Raw genomic sequence first — 24,286 nt, 5'->3', positions numbered from 1 at the left:
GGCACGCCTTTCCGGAATCTCATCCTTGCGAAGGAGAGACGACGCGCCACCCCCGGGCCCGAGTGGGACGCACACCACCACCTCAAACCTTCGCAGACCCGTCCGGACACAAAAGGGGCCGTGACCCGGTCCTCCGGTCACGGCCCCTGCCGAACTCACGTGTCATCGTCGCGCCTCAGCCCCGCGCGTGCGACGGCGAGCGGCTCACTCGTCCTCGGCGAGGATCAGGTACAGCTCCTTGCGGGCCTTGTTGACCACCGAGATGGCCTTCTCCCGCTGCTCGGGCGTACCGGTGGCCCACACCTGCCGGAACGCGTCGACCAGGCCGCCGCCCGCCTTACGGATCTCGTTCATGGCCTCCCAGTCGACGCCTCGGCCGGCTTCCTCCCAGGGCGCGTCGGCGACGTTCTCCGCCTCCGTACGCCCGGCCTCGGTCAGCGAGAAGAGCTTCTTGCCGCCCTCGCTCGCGCTGCTGATCAGCCCCTCGTCCTCCAGGAGCTGGAGGGTGGGGTACACCGAGCCGGGGCTCGGCTTCCAGGCTCCGCCACTGCGCTCGGCGATCTCCTGGATCATCTCGTAGCCGTGCATCGGCCGGTCCTTCAGCAGGGCCAGGATCGAGGCGCGTACGTCACCGCGCCGCGCCCGGCCACGCGGCCCGCCACCGCGGCCCCGGCCGCCGAACGACGGCCCACCGAAGGGCGGCCCGAACGGCCCGAACGCGGCACGCCGCTCCTCGAACCGCCCTTCGTAGTCTCCGCGGCCACCGCGCCGGCCGTGTCCGTGGTGCTCGTGTCCATGGGAACGCATAAGGCGCTCCTTCCGTGTCGTGGTTGCATCAATGATCAATCGCGACATCATTTTGATCGTTCGCGATGCCTCAACGATATATCGGAACTGTTCGGATGGCAACGCCCGAGGTCGGCGAGTCCTGGACCTGGACCTGCCTCACTCAACCGAGTCGTCGTCTCAGCGAAGCCCCAGCGAACCGAGTCGTTCGGGGCTCCGTTCAGCGCACCTGGTCACGCCACTGAGGGCTGGAACTGGCCGACGACGATCAAGCAGCTCGTCGGCTTCGCGTCGCGGCTGGAGCGGGACCGACTGCTGCTGAGGGACTGCGCCTCGAAGGTGGTGAGAATCGGCTCTCGGCCCCCACCGAGCCGCACCGCTCCTCTTTCAAGCGATTTCGATGCCGAGTTGGAAACCCAGCTCCTCGAAACCCAATGCCGCCGCAACACGCCGGGAGGCGGCAGGGCGCGCGCCACTGCGGCAGCAGCCCGACAGCGAGAGCATGACCGACCGCCGCTGCGCCCGTCACCCGTGCCAGTCCTCGCCCGCGCGCTTGCGGCGCCGTCAGTACGCCGATATGAGCCGTCCGCCTCGGCCATCCACCCCGACCCAGCCGACCGGGCACAGCCCGGACCGCCGGGAGGCCACGCCGAAGCAAGCTGCTGACCTGGAAAGGCGACTGACCTCGTTGCGCCGGAGCCGGTCATCAGTCTCTCGTTCATGACCAACATCCCCGGTTTCCCCTGCTCATGCTGCGGCCGGCGCCACGCAGAGCTGCCGATGCACTACTCGACCACGGCCCCCTCCCTGAGCAGGGACAACTTCTCTCGCGCAGCGGACATGCGGCACGCCCCCGGACGTGAGGCCGAGGGCCCGTACTTCGGGTGGCTGTCCACGGAGCTTTCCCCGTACTCGCCCAGCACCGTCAACCTGAAGACCCACGTTCACACTCGTCCCGTCGGTCAGCTCCCCTTCATCGAGCTGGAGCCCACCGAACACCCCCTCGCCGTTGAACAGCGCCACGGCATCACGCTGGACCGCGTGCGCGACATCGCGGCGGCTGTTCTCCACCCCACCAGCGATGACGCCTGATCCGCAGCGGTCCAGGGACGGAGCCGGGCCGCAGGGCGGCGTCACTCCTCTCGTGACGCTCGTACCCTGCTGTCCTTGCGCAGGAGCCGATGGGTCATGAGGAGTACGAGAGGGAAGTAGACCGTGCCGAAGCCTGTCCAGATCAGGGTCCAGGTGCTCGGCTGTTCTCCCGTCAGGGCCAGGGAGAACGCGGTCAGTTCGAACAGGGAGAAGGCCACGAAGGCCCACCGCGCCCGGCGGAGATGCCTGACCATCCGCTTGGACAGGGGATATTGCGTCCGCCACTGCAGCCGTCTCCGCTTCCGCATCCGTACGACCTCCCGGTTTGCCGCAGGTGTCGCAGCACCGTGCACGGCCCCGAGTGTCCCCGGTCCCCGTCACGCCCCAGGAAGCGCCGCTCCGCTGGTGACCCGCCGGGTCAGGACTTCGCCTCCAAGTAGCCCACGAGGGCGCTACGGCTGCGCTGGAGGTCGCCGATGCGTGCGTCGGTGTCCGCAAGTACCCGGTTCAGGACGGTTCGAACGTCCACGCACATTTCGAGCTCCGGCTGCTCACCCCGCGCGCACGGCAGCACCGCGCGGATCGCCTCGGTGGTCAGCCCCGCGTCCAGGAGGGCGCGGACCTGGCGCACGGTGAGCTCCGTGTCGTCGTCGTAGCAGCGGTAGCCGTTCGGGCCGCGCTCCGCGTTCAGCAGGCCCTGCTCCTCGTAGTACCGCAGCAGCCGCGTACTGACTCCGGTACGCCGGGACAACTCCCCGATCAGCATGTGCCCCGCCCCACTGCCCCGTCCCATGCGAGTTTGACCTTTCCATTGGTGTGAAGCCTTAACGTCGTGCACGGAACGATCGTTCCGCGCCCGCCGTCCATGATCCGGAAGACGGGCCGCTGCCGCCACCCCCTCTTCCCGTACGAGCTGGAGTGATGTCGTGACCTCTTTCGTTGTGCACCGTGACGGCCGGGCGGCGACGGCCGGGGACCTGGCGCCGCTCGCGTTCGCGGGTTACGCCCACTTCACCGCCATGCAGGTGCGCGGGGGCCGGGTCCGGGGCCTCGACCTCCACCTGGAGCGGCTGCGGACCGCCTCGGAGGTCATGTTCGGCCGGGCGGTGGCCGACGACCGGATACGGGGCCACCTGAGGACGGCGCTGGAGGCTGGGCCGGCCGACCTGTCGCTGACGGCCACCGTGTACTCGCCGGCAGGTGAATTCACCGTGGCGGGGGCCGAGGTGGAGCCCGAGGTGCTGGTCCGTACGGGCCCGGCCGCGTCGGGGCCGCAGGGGCCGTTGGCGCTGGCGCCGGTCGAGCACGAGCGGACCCTTCCGGCCGTGAAGCACGTGGGCGAGGTGGGCAAGACGTACTTCCTCCGGCAGGCCGTGGGGCGCGGCTTCGACGACGCCGCCTTCGTCGACCGCCGCGGCCGGCTCAGCGAGGCATCCATCTGGAACCTCGCCTTCTGGGACGGCACCGCGGTGGTGTGGCCGGAGGCCGAGATGCTGGGCGGCACCACGATGGGCATCGTCCGGCGGCAGCTGGACGGTCTCGGTGTCCCCCAGCGCGTCCAGGAGGTCACTCTCGCCGACCTGCCCGCGCTGGCCGGCGGGGTGGTCATGAACTCGTGGACGCCGGGTGTGGCCGTCCACCGGATCGGCTCCGCCTCCTTGCCGGACGCACCCGACTTCCTGGCACTGCTGCACCGCGCGTACGAGGCCGAGCCGCTCGTCGCGCCCTGAAACAGGGAGCCACGCACGGAAACAGGGAGCCACGCACGGAAACGGGGAGCCACGCACGGAAGCGGGAAGCCACGCCCCGAGGCATGTCCCCCTGACTGGCTTCCACCACACCCTCCGACAGGCAGCCACTTCTTCTGATACGAGCCCGACACGGACAAAAATCAGTCCACATGAATCCGATTGGCCTTAGTCATGCCAGAGGTGGACTCCTAAGCTCCAGGCCATGAGGATTCGTATCGTTGACGCCTTCACCGACCGCCCCTTCGGCGGCAATCCCGCCGGCGTCGTCCTGTTCGACGCCGGCGGCTTCCCCGACGACGCCTGGCTCCAGCGGGTCGCCGCCGAGGTCAACCTCTCCGAGACCGCCTTCGCCCACCCGCTGCCCGCGGGCGGTGACGCCGACTGGGCGCTGCGCTGGCTCACCCCGGCCGCCGAGGTGAACATGTGCGGTCACGCCACTCTGGCCACCGCACACGTCCTGCACACCACCGGGACCGCCACCGGAACGGTCCGCTTCGCCACCCGCAGCGGCGTGCTGACCACGACGGCCGACGGCGGCGGCGCGGTCACCATGGACTTCCCGACGGCCCCGCTGACGGCGGTCGAGGTGCCGCCGGCCGTCGCCGCGTCGCTGGGCGTGGAGATCCGCGGCGCGTACGACACCGGCGAACAGCTCGGGGACCTCCTCGTCGAACTGGCCGACGAGAAGGCCGTACGGGCCCTGGAGCCGGACCTGAGGACCCTCGCCTCGCCCGGGGGCCGCGGGGTGATCGCGACCGCGGCGGCCGAAGCCCCCAACGGCGGTTACGACTTCGTCAGCCGCTGCTTCTTCCCGGCCGTGGGCATCGACGAGGACCCGGTGACGGGCAGCGCGCACACCGCGCTGGCGCCGTTCTGGTCGGCCAGGCTGGGCCGGGACGAACTCACCGGCCTCCAGGGCCCCGCCCGCCGCACCGGTCTCGTACGGACCGCACTGCGCGACGACCGTACGCTGCTGACCGGCTCGGCCGTCACCGTCATCGACGGCGAGCTGCTCACCGCACCCTGAGCCACGCCCTGAGAACCGCCACGGGCGGGCCCGGCCGCGGCATCCGGCCGGGCCCGCCCCTCGGCGTACGGCGGCGAAGCCGACGACCGTCGCCCGTCACCGTCCCCCCGGCCCGTCACCATCCGCCCCCGCCCGCTCCCTCCCGCCCTCGTCAGCGCCCGTCACACCGTGGGCAGCCACCCCACCTTCCCCGCCAGCAGCGCGTACCCGAGGAACGCCACGATGTCGATCAGCGCATGCGCGGCGACCAGCGGGCCGACGCGCCCCCAGCGCCGGTACAGCAGGACGAAGATCACGCCCATGACCATGTTCCCGACGAACCCGCCGATGCCCTGGTAGAGGTGGTACGAGCCACGCAGTACCGCGCTCGCCGTCAGCGCGGCCACCGGGGTCCACTTCAGCTGCCCCAGCCGTCGCAGCAGATAGCCGACGACGATGACCTCCTCGACGACCGCGTTCTGCACCGCCGAGGCGATCAGCACCGGGAACTTCCACCACACGTCGGGCAGCCCCTCCGGCACCACCGTCAGGTTGAAGCCGGCCGCCCGCGCGCCGAGGTAGAGCAGCAGGCCGCTGCCCCCGATGACCGCCGCCACGCCGACGCCGCGGCCCACGTCGAACCCGGGCCTGCGCCCGTCGAAGCCCACCGCCCGGAGGCCGCCGGCCCGCTCCCGGATCAGCAGGTGCGCCACCAGCGCGACGGGGACGAGCGCGGTGGCGATACCGAACAGCTGCCAGGCGAGGTCGAGCCACGGGCGTCCCGGCGCGTGCGAGGAGTTCAGCATCGCGGCCTGGTCCTTGAGACCGCCGGGTTTGGTCAGCGACCCGATGAAGCTGATGAGCGCGGAGACACCGCTCGCGCCGAGCGAGAGCGCCAGGACCAGCACCATCTCGCCGCGCAGGAGCCGTTGCGAGAGCCCGCCGTCCAGGCCACTGCCCGGCCCCCTGCCCGGTTCCCCGTCGTGTCCCCCGCCCGGGCCGCCGTCCACGCCGTCGTCCCGCCCGTCGCCCGGGCCCTGCCGCTTCGGGCCAGGGGATTCCGCACCGGTCACGGGACGCGCGTCCGACTGCACAGCTGCCTCCAGTTCCGCACTGCCGCTCCACTGCCGTGAAACGTCATGAGCGGCGTCCTACATGAAACGCCACGAGTAGAACGTCATAGCTTGCCCGACGCCGCCCCCGACGGGCCGCCCGGCCCGCCTGAAACACGTCGGTGGCAGCCCCGTGCGTCCGCGGAACGAGTACGGCGTCGGGCCCGCCGGAAAGTACCCGGCCGTCGCCGACCGCAGCACCGTCCCGGACGGGCCCGACGCCATGAAGACCGTCGCCGCCTACCGCCCTGACCCACGACGTCGAGGCCGAGCGCCCCGCCTCCTCACCCCCGCCCCGCCGCCACCGGCGCGGCGGTCCACTCGACGGGCCAGGCGTGGACCGGCTCCCCCGAGTGCATCAGTTCGCTGTAGCGCTGGGTCATCGCCGCCAGCGCCGCGCCCCGGTCCAGGCCGCGGCCGAGCGCGTGGTGGTAGGCAGCGGCCTGCCAGGACGCTCCGTTGACGCGGCGTCGGCAGCGCGCTTCGATCACGCCGAGGTAGTGGTCGCGGTCGACCGGTTCGACGCCCCAGGCGTCCAGGCCCGCCGCGGCCATCGGCAGCAGTTCCTGGCGTACCAGGCGTACGGCGGCGACCTCGCCGAGGCCGCCGGAGCGGCCGGGGCGGGGCCACTTCAGTACGGCGTCGATGCCGCGGCGGCACGCGGTGTCGAAGTTCTCGGCGGCCGCGGCGAACGGCATTCGGCTCCACACCGGCCGCGGCTCCTCGGCCAGCGTCCGCACCAGCCCGTAGTAGAAGGCCGTGTTGGCGATGACGTCGGTGACGGTGGGGCCCGCCGGCAGGACCCGGTTCTCGACCCTGAGGTGCGGGACGCCGTCCGCGACGCCGTACACCGGGCGGTTCCAGCGGTAGACGGTGCCGTTGTGCAGCACCAGTTCCGCCAGGCTCGGGATGCCGCCCTCGTCCAGGACGGCGAGGGGGTCCTCGTCCGCGTGGATGGGCAGGAGGGGCGGGAAGAAGCGCAGGTTCTCCTCGAACAGGTCGGACGGGGTGTCGATCCAGCGTTCCCCGAACCAGGTGCGCGGACGCACGCCCTGGGCCCGCAGCTCGGGCGGCCGGACGTCGGTGGCCTGCTGGAAGACCGGGGGGCGCGACTCGCGCCACAGTTCGCGGCCGAAGACGAACGGCGAGTTGGCGCCGACCGCGATCTGGACGGCGGCGATGGCCTGGGCCGCGTTCCACACGGCGGGGAAGCGGTTCGGGGTGACCTGGAGGTGGAGTTGCACCGAGGTGCACGCGGCCTCGGGCGCGATGGAGGCCGAGGAGGAGACCAGCCGCTCGACGCCCTCCAGGTCGATCTCGAAGTCCTCGCCGCGCGCGGCCCGCATCTGGTCGTTGAGCAGGACGTACCGGTCGATCTCCGAAAGGTTGGAGGCGACCAGGTCCTCGGCGGCCAGAGTCGGCAGAATACCGATCATCACGATACGGGCGGCCACTTCGGCGGCCTTGCGGTCGGCATAGGCCAGGCCCGTGCGCAGTTCCTCGGCGAGCTGGTCGAGGACGCGTCCGGAGAGCCGGTGCGGAAGAATATTTACTTCAAGATTGCACTGGGCCAGTTCGGTCTGGAAATCGCGGCTCGCGATGCGCTCCAGCACCTGCGAGTTCATCATCCGCGGCATACCGTCGGGACCGGCGAGATTCAACTCGATCTCCAGCCCCATCAGATTCTTGGGGCGGTCGAAGCGCTTGTCCTTCAGGAGCCTCTGCAATCCCGTCAGACACTCGTTCAGCTTTCTCCGATAGCGTTGCCGGTCGGTGAGACCGGTGCCGCCCGCCGCAACCTTCTCCCCCATCGGAGCGTCCCTCCTCGTGTCGACGGGCCCGGCCCGGCAGGCCGGCCGGGGCCTTCCGGCAGCGCCCGGTCCGCCGGGTTCCCCGGCGGGCCCGGCGATCGCGCTACGGTCGATGATGCCCGGCAATCCGATCGACAACGCCTCGGACGTGCGCCGGAACCGGTAGGCTGCGGGAGACGTACGGGCTGGCACATTCCGAGGGCATACCGTCGGGACCGGAGGCCGGCTCAGGGTTTCGTGGTGAATACCGTCGAGATCCGCTAAATGGCCGTCCGGATCCGGCCTACCGTGTTCACGGCGGAATACCAGGCCGTGGCGCCGGACACCGCACAAAGGCACCGAAAACCCCTTTCGGAGGGGTCTGGATTCCGCCTTGTCGGCAATCCGCTGAACGGCTAGCCGAAACACTTGGTGAACACACGTCGTATAAACTTCGCTGACGAGGCAGAGAGTTGGCGCCCAGCGTTGCGGTGTTCCACCGGGGCTGTGGCAAAGCGGCTGACCCCGCCGGGCCGACATCCCCGGTCGGCCAAGTACTGGCGCTCTGACCCCGCACGCTGACGACGCCGTCCGCACCATGCCCAGCACCACCGTGTCTCCCAAGTGAGAGGCGACCCACCATGCCGCTGCATGTTCCCCCTGCCCCCGCGCCTGCCCTCCGCAGCGTCCTCGCCGCCCTCGGTTCCCCCACCGCCGTGCGCGAGGCCCGCACCCCCGCCCTCCGCGCCCACCAGGGCCCACTGAGCCCCGAACTCCCCCTTCCCGTATACGTGTTGGACGATGTCAGCCACCCCGCCGGGCCACCCCGTACCCGGCTCACCGGCTGGCGTTTCCTGATCCGCAGCGGCGAACGGTCGGTGGCGACCGCGGAAGCCATGCTCACGGCCGACGGCTGGACCTTCTCGCATTTCTGCGAGGGCCCCTACGTCACGTCGACCGAACGGGCACTGCGACAGGCGGAGTCCGTACCGACCCCGTACCAGCCGCGGCTGCTGTCCGTGCCGGAGCTGTACATGCTCACTTTGTGGCTGCACCACGACGTCTCGGCGGACGGCTCCGAGGGGGTGCCCGCCCCGGGTGACGTCCTCGTCCCCTTGGCGCCGGCCCCGCCGGGCATCGCCGCCCACCGGCCGCACCGGGTGGCGGACCTGCTGCCCCGGCTGACCCTGCGCCTCGCGCCGGCGCCCCTGCTGGGGTCGCCGGCCTGAGACCCGGCAGGGGGTCCTCCACGGCGACCGGCCGCGGTCGTACGACGCAACCGCGCACAGGAGCACACCGCCTCACAGGAACGCGCCCCGCGCCCTTCACGGACGCGGGGCGCTCCGCTGTGCTCACCCGCGCGGAGTAGGCGGCCGCCCAGCTCCCAACGCCCCGTGACAGGGACGCACTTGAAATGAACCGACCGCACGGGTGATGCGTCATTATCTAGTGAGTGCCGCTGCAGCCAAATCCCTGCGGAATCCGGCCCGTGGGGCAACACTGGTATCGACCTACTGAAACGGGGGAGCGGCCATGAGCATCTCGTCGAGCCGCAGGACGAATCAGACCACATCGCAGCGAAAGACATCATCCATGTGCCAGCACCAACCGCCGTGCCCGACCGCAGACTCCGCCGACCGGGAGGCCGCCCATCTGGTGGCGCACCACCCGGAGCAGGGCTGGAGCCTGCTGTGCAACGGTGTCCTCCTGTTCGAGGACACCGGCGAACTGCTGCCGGACGGCCAGGTCATCGCGCCGCACCGGGTCCTGGGCACGCCGCACGTGGCCACCGCCGCCTGATCACCTCGGCGCACGGCACCGCGCGGAACCGCACAGCACGGCACGGTACGGACCGACGGCCGGCCGACAAATGAGCACAACGGACAACAGGGCCCCCGGCATCGACGCCGAGGGCCCTTCGCATGCCGCGCGACCGTGAGCGGTGCGCGCCGACGGCGGATCAGCCGTCGTACTCCTCCATGGGCGGGCAGGAGCACACAAGGTTGCGGTCACCGAACGCACCGTCGATCCGGCGTACCGGCGGCCAGTACTTCTCCGCCGCCTCGACGCCGGCCGGGAAGACCGCTTCCTCCCGGGTGTACGGGTGCGTCCACGCGTCGCCGAGCGCCGCCGCGGTGTGCGGGGCGTTGCGCAGCGGGTTGTCGTCCTTGTCCCACTCCCCCGAGCCGACCTTCTCGATCTCCGCGCGGATCGCGATCATGGCGTCGCAGAAGCGGTCCAGCTCGTGCAGGTCCTCGCTCTCGGTCGGCTCGATCATCAGCGTGCCGGCCACCGGGAAGGACATCGTCGGCGCGTGGAAGCCGTAGTCGATCAGCCGCTTGGCGACGTCGTCGATGCTCACCCCGGTCGCCTTGGTCAGCGGCCGTACGTCGATGATGCACTCGTGCGCGACCAGGCCGCCGGGGCCGGTGTAGAGCACGGGGTAGTGCGGCTCCAGGCGCTTGGCGATGTAGTTGGCGCCGAGGACCGCGACCTGGGTGGCGCGCGTGAGGCCTTCGCCGCCCATCAGCCGGACGTACGCCCAGGAGATGGGGAGGATGCCCGCGGAACCCCACGGCGCCGCCGAGATGGGACCGACACCCGTCTCCGGGCCCGCGGTGGGCTGCAGCGGGTGGTTGGGCAGGTACGGCGCGAGGTGGGCGCGCACGCCGACCGGGCCGACGCCGGGACCGCCGCCGCCGTGCGGGATGCAGAAGGTCTTGTGCAGGTTCAGGTGCGAGACGTCGCCGCCGAACTTGCCGGGCTCGGCGAGGCCGACCAGCGCGTTGAGGTTGGCGCCGTCCACGTACACCTGACCGCCCGCGTCGTGCACGGCCGCGCAGATCTGCGTGATGTGCTCCTCGAACACGCCGTGCGTGGACGGGTAGGTCACCATCAGCACCGCGAGCTGGTCCCGGTACTGCTCGATCTTGGCGTGCAGGTCGTCGGTGTCCACCTCGCCGTCCTCGCCGGTCTTGACGACGACGACCTTCATGCCGGCCATCACGGCGCTGGCGGCGTTGGTGCCGTGCGCGGAGGACGGGATCAGGCAGACGGTGCGCTGCTCGTCGCCGTTGGCGCGGTGGTACGCCCGTACGGCCAGCAGGCCGGCCAGTTCACCCTGCGAACCGGCGTTCGGCTGGATGGAGACCTTGTCGTAGCCGGTGACCGTGGCGAGACGTTCCTCCAGCTCCGCGATGAGGGTGAGGTAGCCCTGCGCCTGCTCGACCGGCGCGAACGGGTGCAGCTGCCCGAACTCGGGCCAGGTGACCGGCTCCATCTCGGTCGTCGCGTTCAGCTTCATGGTGCAGGAGCCGAGCGGGATCATGCCGCGGTCCAGGGCGTAGTCCTTGTCCGACAGACGGCGCAGGTAGCGCAGCATGGCGGTCTCGGAACGGTGCTGGTGGAAGACCGGGTGCGTCAGGTACGCGTCGCCGCGCAGCAGCCCTTGGGGCAGCGCGTCGGCCACGGTCGCGTCGAGCTGCTCGATGTCGGCCTGGACCCCGAAGGCCCTCCACACCGCGTGCACCTGCGCGCGTCCGGTGGTCTCGTCGCAGGCGACGCCCACCAGGTCGGCGTCGACGAGCCGCAGGTTGACGCCTGCCTCGCGGGCCGCGGCGACGGCCTCGGCGGCCCGGCCCGGCACCCGTACGGTCAGCGTGTCGAAGTAGCCGCCGTGCACGACCTCCACCCCGCCGGCCCGCAGGCCCGCCGCGAGTATGGACGCGTAGCGGTGGGTACGGCGCGCGATGGCCGCGAGGCCGTCCGGGCCGTGGTAGACGGCGTACATGCCCGCCATCACCGCGAGCAGCACCTGCGCGGTGCAGATGTTGCTGGTGGCCTTCTCCCGGCGGATGTGCTGCTCACGCGTCTGGAGGGCGAGCCGGTACGCCTTGTTGCCGTCGGCGTCCACCGAGACTCCCACCAGCCGGCCGGGCAGGCTGCGGGCGAACTTCTCCCGTACGGCCATGAATCCGGCGTGCGGACCGCCGAAGCCCATCGGGACGCCGAACCGCTGCGTGGTGCAGACGGCGATGTCGGCGCCCAGCTCGCCCGGCGAGGTCAGCAGCGTCAGCGCCAGCAGGTCGGCGGCGACCGTCACGATCGCGCCCAGCTCGTGCGCCTGCTCGATGACGGCACGCGGGTCCCGTACGGCGCCGGAGGCACCGGGGTACTGGAGCAGCACACCGAAGACGCCGCGCTCGGCCACCTCCGCCGGGATGCCCTCGGACAGGTCGGCCACCACGACCTCGACGCCGGTCGGCTCGGCGCGGGTCTCGATCACGGCGACGGTCTGCGGCAGACAGTCGGCATCGACCAGGAAGACGCCCTGCTTGACCTTGCCCACCCGCCGCGAGAGAGACATCGCCTCGGCGGCGGCCGTGCCCTCGTCCAGCAGCGAGGCGCCGGAGGTCGGCAGCCCGGTCAGGTCGGCAACCATGGTCTGGAAATTGAGCAGCGCTTCGAGCCGGCCCTGGGAGATCTCCGGCTGGTACGGGGTGTAAGCCGTGTACCAGGCGGGGTTCTCCATCACGTTGCGCAGGATCACCGGCGGGGTGAACGTGCCGTGGTAACCGAGCCCGATCATCGGGGCGAGCACCTGGTTGCGGTCGGCCAGCGCCCGCAGCTCGGCGAGGACCTCGGCCTCCGTACGGCCCTGGGGCAGGCCCAGCGCCTCCGCGCTCTTGATCACGTCCGGTACGGCGGCCGCGGTCAGTTCGTCCAGCGATCCGAACCCGACCTGCGCCAGCATCTTGGCCTGGGCCTCCGGGCCGGGGCCGATGTGCCGCTGCTCGAACGGGGTGCCTCGTTCCAGCTCGGTCAGGGAGCTGCGGGTGGTGGTCATCTGCGGGGGCCTCCTGGTCGTTTCGACCTGCGCGGGGCACCACGGCGCTGGTGCCCGGACGGCCTCCCCCTCTGTCATCTCAACCTGAGAGCTTCACCGGCCCCGCACGCGGTACCGGCTTTCACCGTCGGTGAGGAAGGGTTCCGGCGCTGTGCCCGTCCGTGGCCCGCCCTGCTTTCCAGAGTGACCTCGTCCATGCGGTACGTGAGCCTGAGAGATTCCGGGGAGGAGTTGCTCCTTCGGCGCCTCCGCCACGATCGACGAAGGACTCTCCCGCATGGGGTCGACAGCCGTTCGCCAGCCTACCAGCGCGGCGAACGGGCGTTCCTTCGAGTGGCCGGGGCATGAATTGTGCCGTTTGGTAGTTGTCACAAGGCAGTTGCGACCACTTGGAGGGACCGTGCAGACCGATATCGATCCCCGCAGCTTGATCGGCCGCAAGGCGTTCGACAAGAACGGAACCAAGATCGGCACCGTCGACGAGGTGTACCTGGACGACGCGACCGGTGAACCGGAATGGGCGGCCGTACGCACCGGGATCTTCAGCCGGGACGCGTTCGTCCCCCTGGAGCCCAGCGATCTGGTCGACGAGGCGCTGCACGTCCCCTACGACCGCAAGCTGATCAGGGACGCGCCGGACTTCGGGGTGGGCCGCCACCTCTCGCCGGAGCAGGAACTACAGCTCTACCACCACTACCGTCTGGACATCCCGGCCCCCGATCCCGTGCCCGGGTCGGACGCCGCACCGGCCGACACGGAGTTCGGAAGGGTGGCCGGCGCGGAGGACTGAACGCCGGGCGGAAGAGCTTCGTGGGTGCCGGACTCCTCCGTTCCGCCGTCGCCGGGCGAGGTGGTCTTCCCGAGGGCGGCGGGACCACCGGCCGGTTCTGGACCACCGGCCTGTCCCGGACCGGCGGCCTGCCCGGGCCCCGCGGGACCGCCGCTCTGCGGAGCAGGCCCGTCCAGGCTCCCGGCCTCGCGGTCCCCACGGCCGCCGGAGCCGCCCGCCCCACCGGGCAGACCGTCGCGCCACCCGTCCGGCGGACCGCCCACCAGCGGCAGCGGCTCGCCGGGCCGCAGCGCGGGGTCCTCGACCGGGAACGTGCGCACCCGCCCGGGCCCGGACCACGGCTGTTCGAACCGGACGGTCACCCGGCCCACGCCGCTGCCCTGCACCCAGCCCGCTCCGTGCTCGTCGTGGATCACGTCGAGCCCCGGGAGCCAGCGCCGGGGCCGCTCGGGCTCGTCGACAGCCATGCGCGCGGCCTCGTCGGCCGCCCGGCGCTCCCGCTCGGCCTCCTCCTCGGCCGCCTTCTCCGTCGCCACCTGGGCGAACAGGTCCTCCTGCGTGAAATCCGCGAGACCGGTCACCCCCACACCCAGCAGCCGTACGCCGCCCGTCGTGTCCACCAGGTCCAGCAGCCGGGCCGCGGCCTCCCGCACCACCCCCGGGTCGTCCGTGGGCCCGCGCAGCGTCTCCGACCTGGTCAGCGTCGAGAAGTCGTAGTTACGCACCTTGATCACGACGGTCCGGCCGGACCGCCCGGCCGCCCGCAGCCGCTGCACGCACCGGTCCGCCAGCCGCGTCACCTCGGCGCGCACCCGCGTCCGGTCCGTCAGGTCCACCTCGAAGGTGTCCTCGACCGATATGGACTTCGCGTCCCGCTCGGCCACCACGGGCCGCTCGTCGCGGCCCAGCGCCATCGCGTACAGCCCGACGCCGTGTGCCTTGCCCAGCAGCCGTACGAGCTCCGCCTCCCCCGCCTCCGCCGTCTCGGCGACCGTGTGGATGCCCGCCCGGCGCAGGGTCTCCGCCGTGGCCGGGCCGACGCCGGGCAGCGTACGCACCGTCATGGGGCCGAGCAGCTCCCGCTCGGTGCCGGGTTCGATGACCACCAGGCCGTCCGGCTTGGCCTGCTCCGAGGCGATCTTGGCCAGCATCTTGGCGCCGGCCAGCCCCACCGACCCGGTCAGTCCCGTCCGGCGGCGGATGTCCCGCCGCAGCCGCTCCCCCACCGCCCGCACCGCCGCGGTGTCCGCCGCGACACCGCCCGCTTCCAGGTCCACGAACGCCTCGTCCAGGCTGAGCGGCTCCACCAGCGGCGACAGCTCGTGGAGCAGCTCCATCACCACGTCGCTGACCTGGCGATACAGGGTGAAGCGCGGGGTCAGGTACGCCGCGTTCGGACAGCGGCGGCGGGCCTGCGCGGTGGGCATGGCCGAGCGGACCCCGAAGACCCGGGCCTCGTACGAGGCCGTGGAGACCACGCCGCGCGGGCCGATCCCGCCGACCACCACGGGCTTTCCGCGCAGGCTCGGCTTGGCCGCCTGCTCGGCGGCCGCGAAGAACGCATCCATGTCCAGATGCAGGATCGTCGGCGCACGTCTCACACGACTGATGCTCCCCCACACCACTGACAATCGCGCCGACCGGCCTCGCCGGACGAGCCCGGAAGGCCGTGAGGCACCCTTCGAGGCGCTGGAAAAGTCTCCTGGGGCCCGGAGGTGTCAGGGGTGCTCCTGTTGCGGCAGAGACGCGCCGGGCCGCCGTGACGGGCGTACGAGGCGGCCGACGCCCGACGCCCGTCTGCGATCCGTCTCGCCCAGAGGCCCGCGCCGTCACACCCGGTCCCGCGCCGGCGAGCCGAAATCGACCCGCCAGGGCCCGGCCTCAGAACGCCGCAGGACCCGGCGCCTGGAACCCCACGCCGCCCCGTCGGCCGCTCAGCCCGCCCGGTTGCGCCGCCGCGCCAGTTCGTCGTGCGGGTTGTGCCGGACCAGCGTCTCGCCGGTGTCCACCCGCTCCCCGTGGAGCTGCGACAACGCGCCCTCCACGTCGCGCCACACCACGCCCACCGCGATGCCGAAGACGCCCTGCCCGCCCTGGAGCAGGTCGACGACCTCGTCGGGCGAGGTGCACTCGTAGACCGTCGCGCCGTCGCTCATCAGGGTCATCCTCGCCAGGTCGGACAGCCCGCGCGAGCGCAGGTGCCGGACGGCGGTGCGGATGTTCTGCAGGGACACCCCGGTGTCCAGCAGCCGCTTGACGATCTTCAGGACGACGACGTCCCGGAAGTTGTAGAGCCGCTGGGTGCCCGACCCGTAGGCGGGCCGAACGCTCGGCTCGACGAGCCCCGTACGGGCCCAGTAGTCGAGCTGGCGATAGGTGATTCCCGCGGCCGCGCACGCCGTCGGGCCTCGGTAGCCGATGGTTTCCGCCCCGCGGTCCGCCGGCACCTCGGCGGCCTGTGCCGGGGTGCGGTCAACAGCCCCGGGGTGGAGCGGCAACGCCCCTTCCGCCGCCGTACCGTCGCCGGTGATTGCCACGCCGACCTCCGTCCTCCACGTCCCGGACGGGACCTGCCTCATCGACGGTATGCAGTCACTCGGGGTGCGTCAACGATCGCCGCGCTCGCCACGCCGAGTGATAATCACCCTGCGAGTGGTTTCTCGTGCCCCAGGACGGGGAAAGGCTACTCGAATGCGCGGAAGACGGCCCTCCGCGCACCCGGCTCACTGACTGTTGGTGCCGAAGTCCTCGGGCGAGATCTGGTCGAGGAACTCGCGGAACTTCTCCACCTCGTCCTCCTGCTCGTCCGGGATGGCGATGCCCGCGTCGTCGAGGACTCCGTCGGTCCCGTAGATCGGCGTACCGGTGCGCAGCGCCAGCGCTATGGCGTCGGACGGACGGGCGCTGACCTCGACACCACTGGCGAAGACCAGTTCGGCATAGAAGACCCCCTCGCGCAGGTCCGTGATGCGGACCTGGGTCAGTTCCTGGCCCACCGCTTCCAGCACATCCTTGAAGAGGTCGTGCGTCAGCGGCCTGGCAGGGGCCATCCCCTGCTGGGCGAAGGCGATGGCGGTGGCCTCCCCCGGCCCGATCCAAATGGGCAGGTAACGGTCGCCTCCTACCTCCCGTAGGAGCACGATCGGTTGGTTGGAAGGCATTTCCACCCGGACACCCACGACATCGAGCTCGTTCACACAGCAACCCTAGGACGTGCCCGGGCGGTTTGGGTAGTCGGGCCACCCATTGCTCACGTCGGCCGGACCCGCAGGGCGGACTGGACCAGGGCCGCGTGCAGCCGTACGGACAGCGTGGCCAGCTCTCTGGCCGTGGCCTCGGCGTGCTGCCTGGTCTGCGGATTGCGGTGCCGGCGCAGCGGCGCGACGACCTGCTCGACGAGGTTGGCCTCCCGTTCGGCGGCCGCCTTGACCGCCCGCAGGTGGCGGGGTTCCAGTCCGAATCGCCCCAGTTCGGCGACGAGCCTGGCGACCGTCACGGCCTCGATGTCGTACCCGCCGTCGGCGTCCGGGACGATGAGTCCGTACGCCTCCCAGTCGGCGAGCTCGGCCTCCTCGACCTCCGCGGTGGCCAGCAGCTCCGCCCGGCCGATGCGGGCGGCCGTGGGCAGGTCACCGGCCGACTCCCCGAGACCTTCGAACAGCTCCCCAGCGGGCGCGGCGGGGGCCGGCAGCGGCACCTGTTCGCCACGGGCGAGGGCGTCCAGGTGCTCGCGGATCACTTTCAGCGGAAGATAGTGGTCACGCTGCATCCGCAGGACGGCCGCCAGCCGGGCGACGTCGTCCGCGCTGAACTTGCGGTATCCGGACGGAGTGCGCCGCGGCTCGACGAGCCCCTCGGCCTCCAAGAAACGGATCTTGGAGATGGTGACCTCGGGGAACTCGTCGCGCAGCGCGTTGAGCACCGTACCGATGCTCATCAGCTTGCCGTCCGAGGTGGTGCCGGCGGACCCGGCACCACCCGGCGCAGTGCGGTGCATATGCCTTCCTTGGCCGGTCAGAAGCCGACGCCCCGCTGGCTCGCGTAGAAGACCAGCCGGAACTTGCCGATCTGGACCTCGTCACCGTTGGCGAGCGGCACCGAGTCGATGCGCTCACGGTTGACGTACGTGCCGTTCAGGCTGCCGACGTCGGCGACGGTGAAGCCGCCGTCCTGGCCGCGGCGGAACTCCACGTGGCGGCGCGAGACCGTCACGTCGTCCAGGAAGATGTCGCTCTGCGGGTGCCGCCCGGCCGTCGTCAGATCGCCGTCCAGCAGGAAGCGGCTGCCCGAATTCGGGCCGCGGCGCACGACCAGCAGGGCCGAACCCATGGGCAGCGCCTCGACGGCCGCCTGCGCCTCGGGGGACAGCGACGGCACCGCCGTCTGCCCCGTCGTCTCCGCGTCGTACGCCTCCAGCCCCGAGATGGAGATGGTGGAGGTCGTCTCGGAAGCACGCTCGGCCTGCGCCCCGGGGCGCAGCGGCGCTCCGCAGTTGGAGCAGAACCGGCTCGCCTCGGCGTTGCGGTGACCGCACCTCGTACAGACCGGCAAGGCAACCCCTCCACCCGTGTTCGCGGCCGACGGTCCCTGGGAACCTATGCGGCCGGGCACGGAGGGGTCAACAGAATGAGCACCCGGCGCTCCGGGGCCACCGACCTGGTCGCGGAAGAGCGGACGCTCTCCGCCGGCGCCGCTCTCCTCGGGCTGGCGCGAGGCGCGGTGCTTGGCCGAGCCGCTGCCGCCCTCCTGGCGTGCGCTCTTGCCGAACAGCTTTGCAAACAACTTCACGGGCGATTCCCCTTGAACGAAACAGACCCGCCCGTGGGGCAGGACGAACCCTCGATGCACACACCGGCCGATCCGGACATCTTGTTAACGTCCGTGGCCTTCACACAGTTTCCACCACGCACCACCCGTACGGTGCGCCGACCCCCCGCTCCCTCATGCCCGACCCGAAGCGTCCGCATTCGTCGCCGGCTCACCGCGATGACGACCGAGCGTAGTCAGGCCGCTTCGCCTCCCGCAAGGCGTCCACGATGATCTTCCCGTCACGGCTCACCGACACAGTGGCCTGCTCCTTCTCCAAAGTCTGCACCACACCGCCAGGGATGTTCAGCGCCGGTTCCAGGTCCTCGGGCTTGCCGATCACCTTGAAACGGTACGGCTGGGTGACGTGTCGGCCGTCGACCTCCACGCCGCCGCGGACGTCCGACAGGTACGAATCGGCCACGATCCGTACGTCGTTGATCTGAATGGCCTCCGCGCCGGCCGCCCGCAACTCCTGGACGGTGTCCAGCAGTTTGTCCGCCTCGACGGAGTGCGTCGGATCGTTGATGGTCAGGTTGATGCCCGGCCCCTGGGCCGCCACCGTCCCCGCCAGCACGCCGAGCTGCTGCTCCTTCTCCACGGTCTGCTTCCGGGCCTCCTCGGCCTGGTCCGAGCTGTTCTCCAGCTCGGTCTTCTGGCCCTCCAGCCTGCGCTGTTCATCCGTCAGGCGTTGCGAACGGTTGTCCAATTCATCCAGGATGCGCACCAGGTCCTCCTGCCGCGCGCCCCGTAGTGCGCTGTTGTCACTCGTGGAACGTACCTGAATTGCCAGGCCGAGACCGAGAATGAACAGCAGCAGGGCCACGATCAGTTGGGCCCGGGTCAGCCGCGGCGGCCACAGACCGGCCGCCAGACGCTGCCGTCCGGTCATCTCCGGCTTTGCCGCACCGGGCCCGGCCGCCTGGTCCGTACCTGCCGCCGGCGCCTCGTCAGCGGCGCGTCCCGCGCCGTCCCGCGGCTCCTGCGACCGGCTCTCGGGCGGCATCGGCCGCCGGTCGGCCGGCCGGTCCGCTCCACCGGGCCCGCGGTCCGCACCGCCGGATCCGCCGGGCGGCTCCTGCCGCGGCTCCCGCGGGGTACCGCCGCCCGGTCGCGGCGGCGTGCCGTCCCGCTCGGGGGTGTCGTCCGTAGCCATCGGCATCAGGCCCTGAAGACGTGCCGGCGGATGGCCGCGGCGTTGGAGAAGATGCGGATGCCCAGTACGACGACCACACCGGTGGACAGTTGGGCGCCGACGCCGAGCTTGTCGCCGAGGAAGACGATGAGCGCGGCGACCACCACGTTGGACAGGAACGAGACGACGAAGACCTTGTCGTCGAAGATGCCGTCCAGCATCGCGCGCAGACCGCCGAAGACGGCGTCCAGCGCCGCGACGACAGCGATCGGCAGGTAGGGCTCGACCACCGTCGGCACCACGGGTCGGACCACAAGCCCGACCACGACTCCCACGATGAGGCCCAGTACGGCGATCACGATGTGCCCTTCCCTGTGTCGGCGCCACCCGGGGCACCGGCCTTCGGCTGTGCTGTACGTACGATCAAACTGGGCGCGGGCGGCAGCCTGACCTCGTTCTCCGCGGAAAGCTTCGTACGAATCCCGTAGTTCTTGCGCAGCACGTCCAAGTACTGGCCGTCCGCACTGTCCTGGAACGCGGTCGCGAGCTTGTGCCCGTCCCCCACCGCCAGCACCGTGTACGGCGGCACCAGCGGTTTGTTGTCGACCAGTATGGCGTCTCCCGCGGCTCTGATCGCCGAGAGGGACGTCAGCCGCTGCTCGTTGACGGAGACCGCCTCGGCGCCGGACGCCCAGAGACCGTTGACGACCCGTTGCAGATCCCGGTCGCGCAGCCGCCCGGTGTCCGAGAAGCCGGTGCTCTCCCGCGGCCCCCCGCCGCTCGACTTGGCCGACTTGGCGTCGTCCACGACGAGTTTCACCCCGGGGCCGGTCACCTGTGTCGAGCCGGCCAGCAGCGCCAGCAGCTCGGCCCGGTCGCCGCCGTGCTTCTTCAGCGCCTCGCGCTGCATCGTCCCCACATCGTCACGGAGCGCGTCGACCCGCTTCTGCACCGCGTCGGCGTCGGCCGTGCCGTGCTCGATACGGTTGATCAGCTCTTCGCGTTCCTTCGCCAGGGTGGGAGCCGATATCCGCGCCTGGGCGGCGCCGACCGTCACCACCACCGCGGCGAGCACCAGGCCCGCCGCCAGCCCCAACTTGGCCCGCAGGGTACGGGGCAGGCCCCGCACCCCCGCCGCGGCCTTGCGCTCCGCCGCTTCCGCGTACCCGTCGTCCAGGGCGTGGTCCATGACGTTGGTCAGCAGCGACATCGAGGCGTCGGGGCGCGAGGCCTGGTGAGGGGTGCTCCGGTCGGGGCGCTGCTGCGACATGCCGCACATCGTCGCACGTCGGCGCCGCAGTCACCCAATGGCCCCACCGGCGCGCCGAATCGCGGCACGCCGGTGGCGTCACGGGACGGTACGGACGCGTTCACGCCCGCCGGGGGTCAGCGGCCCGCGCTGTCCACCACCGCCGACCACTCGTCCAGCAGCTGCTGGGCCGAGGCGTCGTCCGGGCCTTCCGCCCACAGATGGGTGACGGCCTCCGCCGGGTCCGGCAGCACCAGCACCCAGCGCCCGTCGGCCTCGACCACCCGTACGCCGTCGGTGGTGTCCACCGACCGGTCGCCGGCGGCCTCCACCACATGGCGCATGACCAGGCCCTTGACGGCCCACGGCGTCGCCAGGTCCCGCTTGAGCACATGCGCGCGCGGGATCCGCGCGTCGATCTGGCTGAGCGTGAGCTGGGTACGGGCCACCAGCCCGATCAGCCGTACGAACGCCGCCGCGCCGTCGAAGACGCTGCTGAACTCCGGAACGATGAACCCACCGCGGCCGTCACCGCCGAAAATGGTGTCGTCCCCGCGGCCCACCCGGGTCAGGTCGTCGGGCGAGGTGGTCGTCCACTCCACCTGCGTGCCGTGGTACGCGGCCACCTGCTCGGCGATACGGGTCGTGGTCACCGGCAGCGCCACCCGGCCGCTGCGCCGCTCGGCGGCCACCAGGTCGAGCATGACCAGCAGCGCCCGGTCGTCCTCGATGATCCGGCCGCGCTCGTCCACCAGCGACAGCCGCTCGCCGACCGGGTCGAACCGCACCCCGAAGGCCGCCCGCGCGGAGGCCACGATCTCCCCGAGCCGGACCAGCCCGGCGCGCCGGGCGTCGGCGGTCTCCGTCGGCCGGGACTCGTCCAGGCCGGGATTGATGGTCAGCGAGTCGACGCCGAGCCGCCCCAGGAGGCTGGGCAGCACCAGACCGGCGCTGCCGTTGGAGGCGTCGACGACCACCTTCAGACCCGCCTCGCCGATGCCCTCGGTGTCCAGCGACCTGAGCAGCGACCCGGTGTAGGAGTCGTAGACGCTGGACGGGAAGTGCAGGTCGCCGATCTCGCCGGGGAAGGCCCGGCGGTACTCCTGGCGCGCGTAGACCCGGTCCAGCTTGCGCTGGCGCGCCAGTGAGAGGTCGGCACCGCGCTCGTCCAGGAACACGATGTCGACGGAGTCCGGTACGCCCGGTGTCGTACGGACCATGATGCCGCCGGCGCTGCCCCGGGCCGTCTGCTGCCGGGCGACCGGCAGCGGCACGTTCTCCACGTCCCGTACGTCGATGGCGCTGGCCTGGAGCGCGGAGATCATCGCGCGTTTCAGCGCCCGCGCGCCCCGGGAGTGGTCCCGGGCGATGGTGACCGTGGACCCCTTCTTCAGGGTCGTGGCGTACGCGCCGGCGAGCCGGACCGCGACCTCGGGGGTGATCTCGACGTTCAGGATGCCGGAGACGCCGCGGGCGCCGAACAGGTGCGCCTGGCCGCGGGACTCCCAGATCACCGACGTGTTGACGAAGGCACCGGCCTCGACGGTCTTGAACGGATAGACCCGGACGTTGCCCTGAACAATCGATTCCTCACCGACGAGGCACTCGTCGCCGATGACGGCTCCGTCCTCGATCCGGGCCGCCCGCATGATGTCGGTGTTCTTGCCGATCACACAGCCGCGCAGGTTGCTCTGCTGCCCGATGTACACGTTGTCGTGCACCACGGCCTTGTGCAGGAAGGCACCGCTCTTGACGACGACGTTCGACCCGACGATGGTGTGCTCGCGCAGCTCCGCGCCGGCTTCCACCTTGGCGTAGTCGCCGATGTACAGCGGGCCGCGCAGTACCGCGTCCGGGTGCACCTCGGCGCCCTCGGCGACCCAGACGCCCGGCGAGATCTCGAAGCCGTCGATGTCCACGTCGACCTTGCCCTCGAGGACGTCGGCCTGGGCCTTCACATAGCTCTCGTGGGTACCGACGTCCTCCCAGTAGCCCTCGGCGACATAGCCGTAGACCGGCTTGCCCTCCTTCATGAGCTGCGGGAAGACATCACCCGACCAGTCCACCGGGACGTCGGGTTCCACATAGTCGAATACTTCGGGCTCCATGACGTAGATGCCCGTGTTCACCGTGTCGGAGAAGACCTGACCCCAGGTCGGCTTCTCCAGGAAACGCTCGACCTTGCCTTCCTCGTCGACGATCGTGATACCGAATTCCAGAGGATTGGGGACCCTCGTGAGGCAGACGGTGACGAGCGCGCCCTTCTCCTTGTGGAAACGGATCAGGTCGGTGAGATCGAAGTCGGTGAGCGCGTCTCCGGAGATCACGAGGAAAGCGTCGTCGCGGAGCGCCTCCTCGGCGTTCTTCACGCTGCCCGCCGTCCCGAGCGGTTTCTCCTCGTTGGCGTAGGTGAGCTCCATACCGAGCTCTTCCCCGTCACCGAAGTAGTTCCGGACGAGCGACGCCAGGAATTGCACGGTCACTACGGTCTCGCTGAGCCCATGCCGCTTCAACAGCCGCAGCACATGCTCCATGATCGGCCTGTTGGCCACGGGCAGCAGCGGCTTGGGCATACTCGACGTCATGGGGCGAAGGCGGGTGCCTTCACCACCGGCCATCACAACGGCCTTCATGTCGGAAGCGTCCTCCTCGAAACAGACGACGGTCCTGCCGACTTCGCCCGTCCGGGAGAGTTACCGTTCTCCGTCTTCGGCACCCGGTCGGGCCGGGTGCGAAAACATACGGCGAGTTCAGTCGGCCTTGGTGTCCGCCTTGATGAGCCGGCGGACCTGGACCACATAGAGGATCCCTGCCCACCAATACAGTGCTGTACCCCATCCGGCGAACGCCCATCCGAAAATTTCAGCGAGCGTGTGGAGCCAGCCTTCTCCGTCGCTGAGCAGCAGCAACGGGAAGGCATACATCAAGTTGAATGTAGCCGCCTTCCCCAGGAAGTTCACCTGGGGAGGTCCGTACTTGTGGCGGGCGAGGGCCGCGACGGCGATCAGCAGCATCAGTTCACGCGCCAGCAGGGCCGCGGTGACCCAGAGCGGAAGGATTCCGCGCCAGGTCAGGCCGACCAGGGTGGAGAGGATGTACAGCCGGTCGGCGGCCGGGTCGAGGATCCGGCCCAGGCTGCTGATCTGGTTCCAGCGGCGGGCCAGCTTGCCGTCGAGGTAGTCACTGACGCCGCTCAGCGCCAGCACCAGCAGCGCCCAGTACTTGGTGTCCGGGCCGCCGAACTCCTTCCACAGGATCAACCACAGGAACACCGGCACGCCGACGAGACGAGCCATGCTCAAAATGTTCGGGATGGTGAGGACACGATCCGTCTGGACGCGCGTCTCCTGGACCTCCACCCGGGGGCCTCCTGTGGGAACGTACCGACGATGCCCCCTGACCTTACCTGGCCGCTCCCTCCCGGCACACCGCGGGCCCCCTGTCCGGATACCGCCCGACAACACCCCACATAACCGGTGAGCGGTTCGACAGGACCGCCGGGCGCCTTCCGGGGCGTGCTGCCTCCGGGCCTTGCCGCCTTCCGGACCGCGCCGGCCGGGGTCTGGGCGCACAACGCAGAAAGCCCCGCACCATACGGTGCGGGGCTTCCCACTATCAAAAATTGTTCGGCGGCGTCCTACTCTCCCACAGGGTCCCCCCTGCAGTACCATCGGCGCTGAAAGGCTTAGCTTCCGGGTTCGAAATGTAACCGGGCGTTTCCCTAACGCTATGACCACCGAAACACTATGAAGATAACAACTCCAGCCGGCAAGGCGAGTTCGTTACTTCAGAACTAACACAGTGGACGCGAGCAACTGAGGACAAGCCCTCGGCCTATTAGTACCAGTCAACTCCACCCGTTACCGGGCTTCCATATCTGGCCTATCAACCCAGTCGTCTACTGGGAGCCTTACCCCATCAAG

At 70.6% G+C, this 24,286-nt stretch carries 22 protein-coding genes, 2 rRNA genes, 1 pseudogene and 1 riboswitch; of the genes and pseudogenes, 6 read left to right on the top strand and 19 right to left on the bottom strand.

Features of this window, described 5'->3' with window-relative positions; genetic code table 11:
• Positions 1–204: 204 nt before the first annotated feature.
• Positions 205–807, bottom strand: coding sequence for a PadR family transcriptional regulator (locus JXZ78_RS22860; RefSeq protein WP_030019943.1), 603 nt, complete (start codon positions 805–807; stop codon positions 205–207).
• 366 nt (positions 808–1,173) lie between these two features.
• Positions 1,174–1,384: pseudogene (locus JXZ78_RS22855) on the bottom strand (GNAT family N-acetyltransferase); the annotation flags it as partial.
• Between the two features lie 122 nt (positions 1,385–1,506).
• Between JXZ78_RS22855 and JXZ78_RS22850 the strand changes: the two are divergent.
• Positions 1,507–1,878, top strand: coding sequence for a DUF2199 domain-containing protein (locus tag JXZ78_RS22850; RefSeq protein WP_030019942.1), 372 nt, complete (start codon positions 1,507–1,509; stop codon positions 1,876–1,878).
• 41 nt (positions 1,879–1,919) lie between these two features.
• Here the strand turns inward: JXZ78_RS22850 and JXZ78_RS22845 are convergent, their stop codons facing one another.
• Both JXZ78_RS22845 and JXZ78_RS22840 read right to left on the bottom strand, forming a co-directional pair.
• Positions 1,920–2,186 carry a hypothetical protein gene (locus JXZ78_RS22845; protein WP_030019941.1) on the bottom strand — a complete coding sequence of 89 codons (267 nt, stop codon included), beginning with the start codon at positions 2,184–2,186 and terminating at the stop codon, positions 1,920–1,922.
• Positions 2,187–2,296: 110 nt separating this feature from the next.
• Positions 2,297–2,644 carry a MerR family transcriptional regulator gene (locus JXZ78_RS22840; protein WP_030019940.1) on the bottom strand — a complete coding sequence of 116 codons (348 nt, stop codon included), beginning with the start codon at positions 2,642–2,644 and terminating at the stop codon, positions 2,297–2,299.
• Between the two features lie 160 nt (positions 2,645–2,804).
• Here JXZ78_RS22840 and JXZ78_RS22835 point away from each other — a divergent pair, with 160 nt between their 5' ends.
• Complete coding sequence (locus tag JXZ78_RS22835) at positions 2,805–3,608, top strand: aminotransferase class IV family protein (RefSeq protein WP_030019939.1); 804 nt, start codon at positions 2,805–2,807, stop codon at positions 3,606–3,608.
• 223 nt (positions 3,609–3,831) lie between these two features.
• Positions 3,832–4,656: a PhzF family phenazine biosynthesis protein gene (locus JXZ78_RS22830; protein WP_030019938.1), complete on the top strand. Its 825-nt coding sequence runs from the start codon at positions 3,832–3,834 to the stop codon at positions 4,654–4,656.
• Positions 4,657–4,817: 161 nt separating this feature from the next.
• Here JXZ78_RS22830 and JXZ78_RS22825 read toward each other — a convergent pair whose 3' ends face one another.
• Both JXZ78_RS22825 and JXZ78_RS22820 read right to left on the bottom strand, forming a co-directional pair.
• A complete protein-coding gene (locus JXZ78_RS22825) occupies positions 4,818–5,546 on the bottom strand; it encodes a CPBP family intramembrane glutamic endopeptidase (protein WP_050502452.1) in 729 nt (242 codons plus the stop codon).
• 485 nt (positions 5,547–6,031) lie between these two features.
• Entirely contained in the window at positions 6,032–7,558 is a 1,527-nt protein-coding gene (locus JXZ78_RS22820) for a glutamate-cysteine ligase family protein (protein ID WP_030019936.1), read from the bottom strand.
• 620 nt (positions 7,559–8,178) lie between these two features.
• On the opposite strand from JXZ78_RS22820, the gene JXZ78_RS22815 reads away from it, so the two are divergent.
• Together JXZ78_RS22815 and JXZ78_RS22810 are read left to right on the top strand one after the other, a co-directional pair.
• Positions 8,179–8,766 carry a hypothetical protein gene (locus JXZ78_RS22815; RefSeq protein ID WP_030019935.1) on the top strand — a complete coding sequence of 196 codons (588 nt, stop codon included), beginning with the start codon at positions 8,179–8,181 and terminating at the stop codon, positions 8,764–8,766.
• Between the two features lie 364 nt (positions 8,767–9,130).
• Positions 9,131–9,337 (top strand): DUF5999 family protein, encoded by a 207-nt coding sequence (locus JXZ78_RS22810; RefSeq protein WP_030019934.1) that lies wholly within the window; start codon positions 9,131–9,133, stop codon positions 9,335–9,337.
• A gap of 160 nt (positions 9,338–9,497) precedes the next feature.
• Here the strand turns inward: JXZ78_RS22810 and gcvP are convergent, their stop codons facing one another.
• Positions 9,498–12,383 carry an aminomethyl-transferring glycine dehydrogenase gene (gene gcvP, locus JXZ78_RS22805; RefSeq protein WP_030019933.1) on the bottom strand — a complete coding sequence of 962 codons (2,886 nt, stop codon included), beginning with the start codon at positions 12,381–12,383 and terminating at the stop codon, positions 9,498–9,500.
• A gap of 188 nt (positions 12,384–12,571) precedes the next feature.
• Positions 12,572–12,669: riboswitch (glycine riboswitch) on the bottom strand.
• 114 nt (positions 12,670–12,783) lie between these two features.
• On the opposite strand from gcvP, the gene JXZ78_RS22800 reads away from it, so the two are divergent.
• A complete protein-coding gene (locus tag JXZ78_RS22800) occupies positions 12,784–13,173 on the top strand; it encodes a PRC-barrel domain-containing protein (RefSeq protein ID WP_030019932.1) in 390 nt (129 codons plus the stop codon).
• Here the strand turns inward: JXZ78_RS22800 and JXZ78_RS22795 are convergent.
• The 12 genes from JXZ78_RS22795 to JXZ78_RS22735 all read right to left on the bottom strand — a co-directional run.
• A complete protein-coding gene (locus JXZ78_RS22795; RefSeq protein ID WP_033037652.1) occupies positions 13,077–14,774 on the bottom strand; it encodes a DNA polymerase IV in 1,698 nt (565 codons plus the stop codon). The two genes, JXZ78_RS22800 and JXZ78_RS22795, sit on opposite strands and share 97 nt — an antisense overlap.
• Positions 14,775–15,107: 333 nt before the next feature.
• Positions 15,108–15,710, bottom strand: coding sequence for a MerR family transcriptional regulator (locus JXZ78_RS22790; protein ID WP_030019930.1), 603 nt, complete (start codon positions 15,708–15,710; stop codon positions 15,108–15,110).
• Between the two features lie 186 nt (positions 15,711–15,896).
• Positions 15,897–16,370, bottom strand: coding sequence for a bifunctional nuclease family protein (locus tag JXZ78_RS22785; RefSeq protein ID WP_003984965.1), 474 nt, complete (start codon positions 16,368–16,370; stop codon positions 15,897–15,899).
• A 53-nt stretch (positions 16,371–16,423) separates the two neighbouring features.
• Positions 16,424–17,170, bottom strand: a complete 747-nt coding sequence (gene ftsR, locus JXZ78_RS22780) for a transcriptional regulator FtsR (protein ID WP_030019929.1) — start codon at positions 17,168–17,170, stop codon at positions 16,424–16,426.
• A 17-nt stretch (positions 17,171–17,187) separates the two neighbouring features.
• On the bottom strand, positions 17,188–18,003 hold the full coding sequence (locus tag JXZ78_RS40340) for a double zinc ribbon and FHA domain-containing protein (protein ID WP_208870149.1): 816 nt from the start codon (positions 18,001–18,003) through the stop codon (positions 17,188–17,190).
• A gap of 148 nt (positions 18,004–18,151) precedes the next feature.
• Positions 18,152–19,141 carry a DUF881 domain-containing protein gene (locus JXZ78_RS22765; protein WP_238783306.1) on the bottom strand — a complete coding sequence of 330 codons (990 nt, stop codon included), beginning with the start codon at positions 19,139–19,141 and terminating at the stop codon, positions 18,152–18,154.
• Entirely contained in the window at positions 19,141–19,473 is a 333-nt protein-coding gene (locus JXZ78_RS22760; protein ID WP_003984969.1) for a small basic family protein, read from the bottom strand. The genes JXZ78_RS22765 and JXZ78_RS22760 overlap by 1 nt, the downstream gene beginning before the upstream one ends.
• Complete coding sequence (locus JXZ78_RS22755; protein WP_030019926.1) at positions 19,470–20,384, bottom strand: DUF881 domain-containing protein; 915 nt, start codon at positions 20,382–20,384, stop codon at positions 19,470–19,472. The genes JXZ78_RS22760 and JXZ78_RS22755 overlap by 4 nt, the downstream gene beginning before the upstream one ends.
• A 116-nt stretch (positions 20,385–20,500) precedes the next feature.
• Positions 20,501–22,996, bottom strand: coding sequence for a mannose-1-phosphate guanyltransferase (locus JXZ78_RS22750; protein WP_030019925.1), 2,496 nt, complete (start codon positions 22,994–22,996; stop codon positions 20,501–20,503).
• A gap of 117 nt (positions 22,997–23,113) precedes the next feature.
• A complete protein-coding gene (clsA, locus tag JXZ78_RS22745) occupies positions 23,114–23,722 on the bottom strand; it encodes a cardiolipin synthase ClsA (protein ID WP_030019924.1) in 609 nt (202 codons plus the stop codon).
• Positions 23,723–23,987: 265 nt separating this feature from the next.
• A 5S ribosomal RNA gene (rrf, locus tag JXZ78_RS22740) occupies positions 23,988–24,104 on the bottom strand.
• Between the two features lie 76 nt (positions 24,105–24,180).
• A 23S ribosomal RNA gene (locus JXZ78_RS22735) occupies positions 24,181–24,286 on the bottom strand; the annotation flags it as partial.

The sequence above is a fragment of the Streptomyces monomycini genome, from assembly GCF_022271435.1.
Classification (GTDB): Bacteria; Actinomycetota; Actinomycetes; order Streptomycetales; family Streptomycetaceae; genus Streptomyces; species Streptomyces monomycini.
Note: the sequence above shows the minus strand (reverse complement) of the source record. Positions and strands in the feature narration are given on the sequence as shown.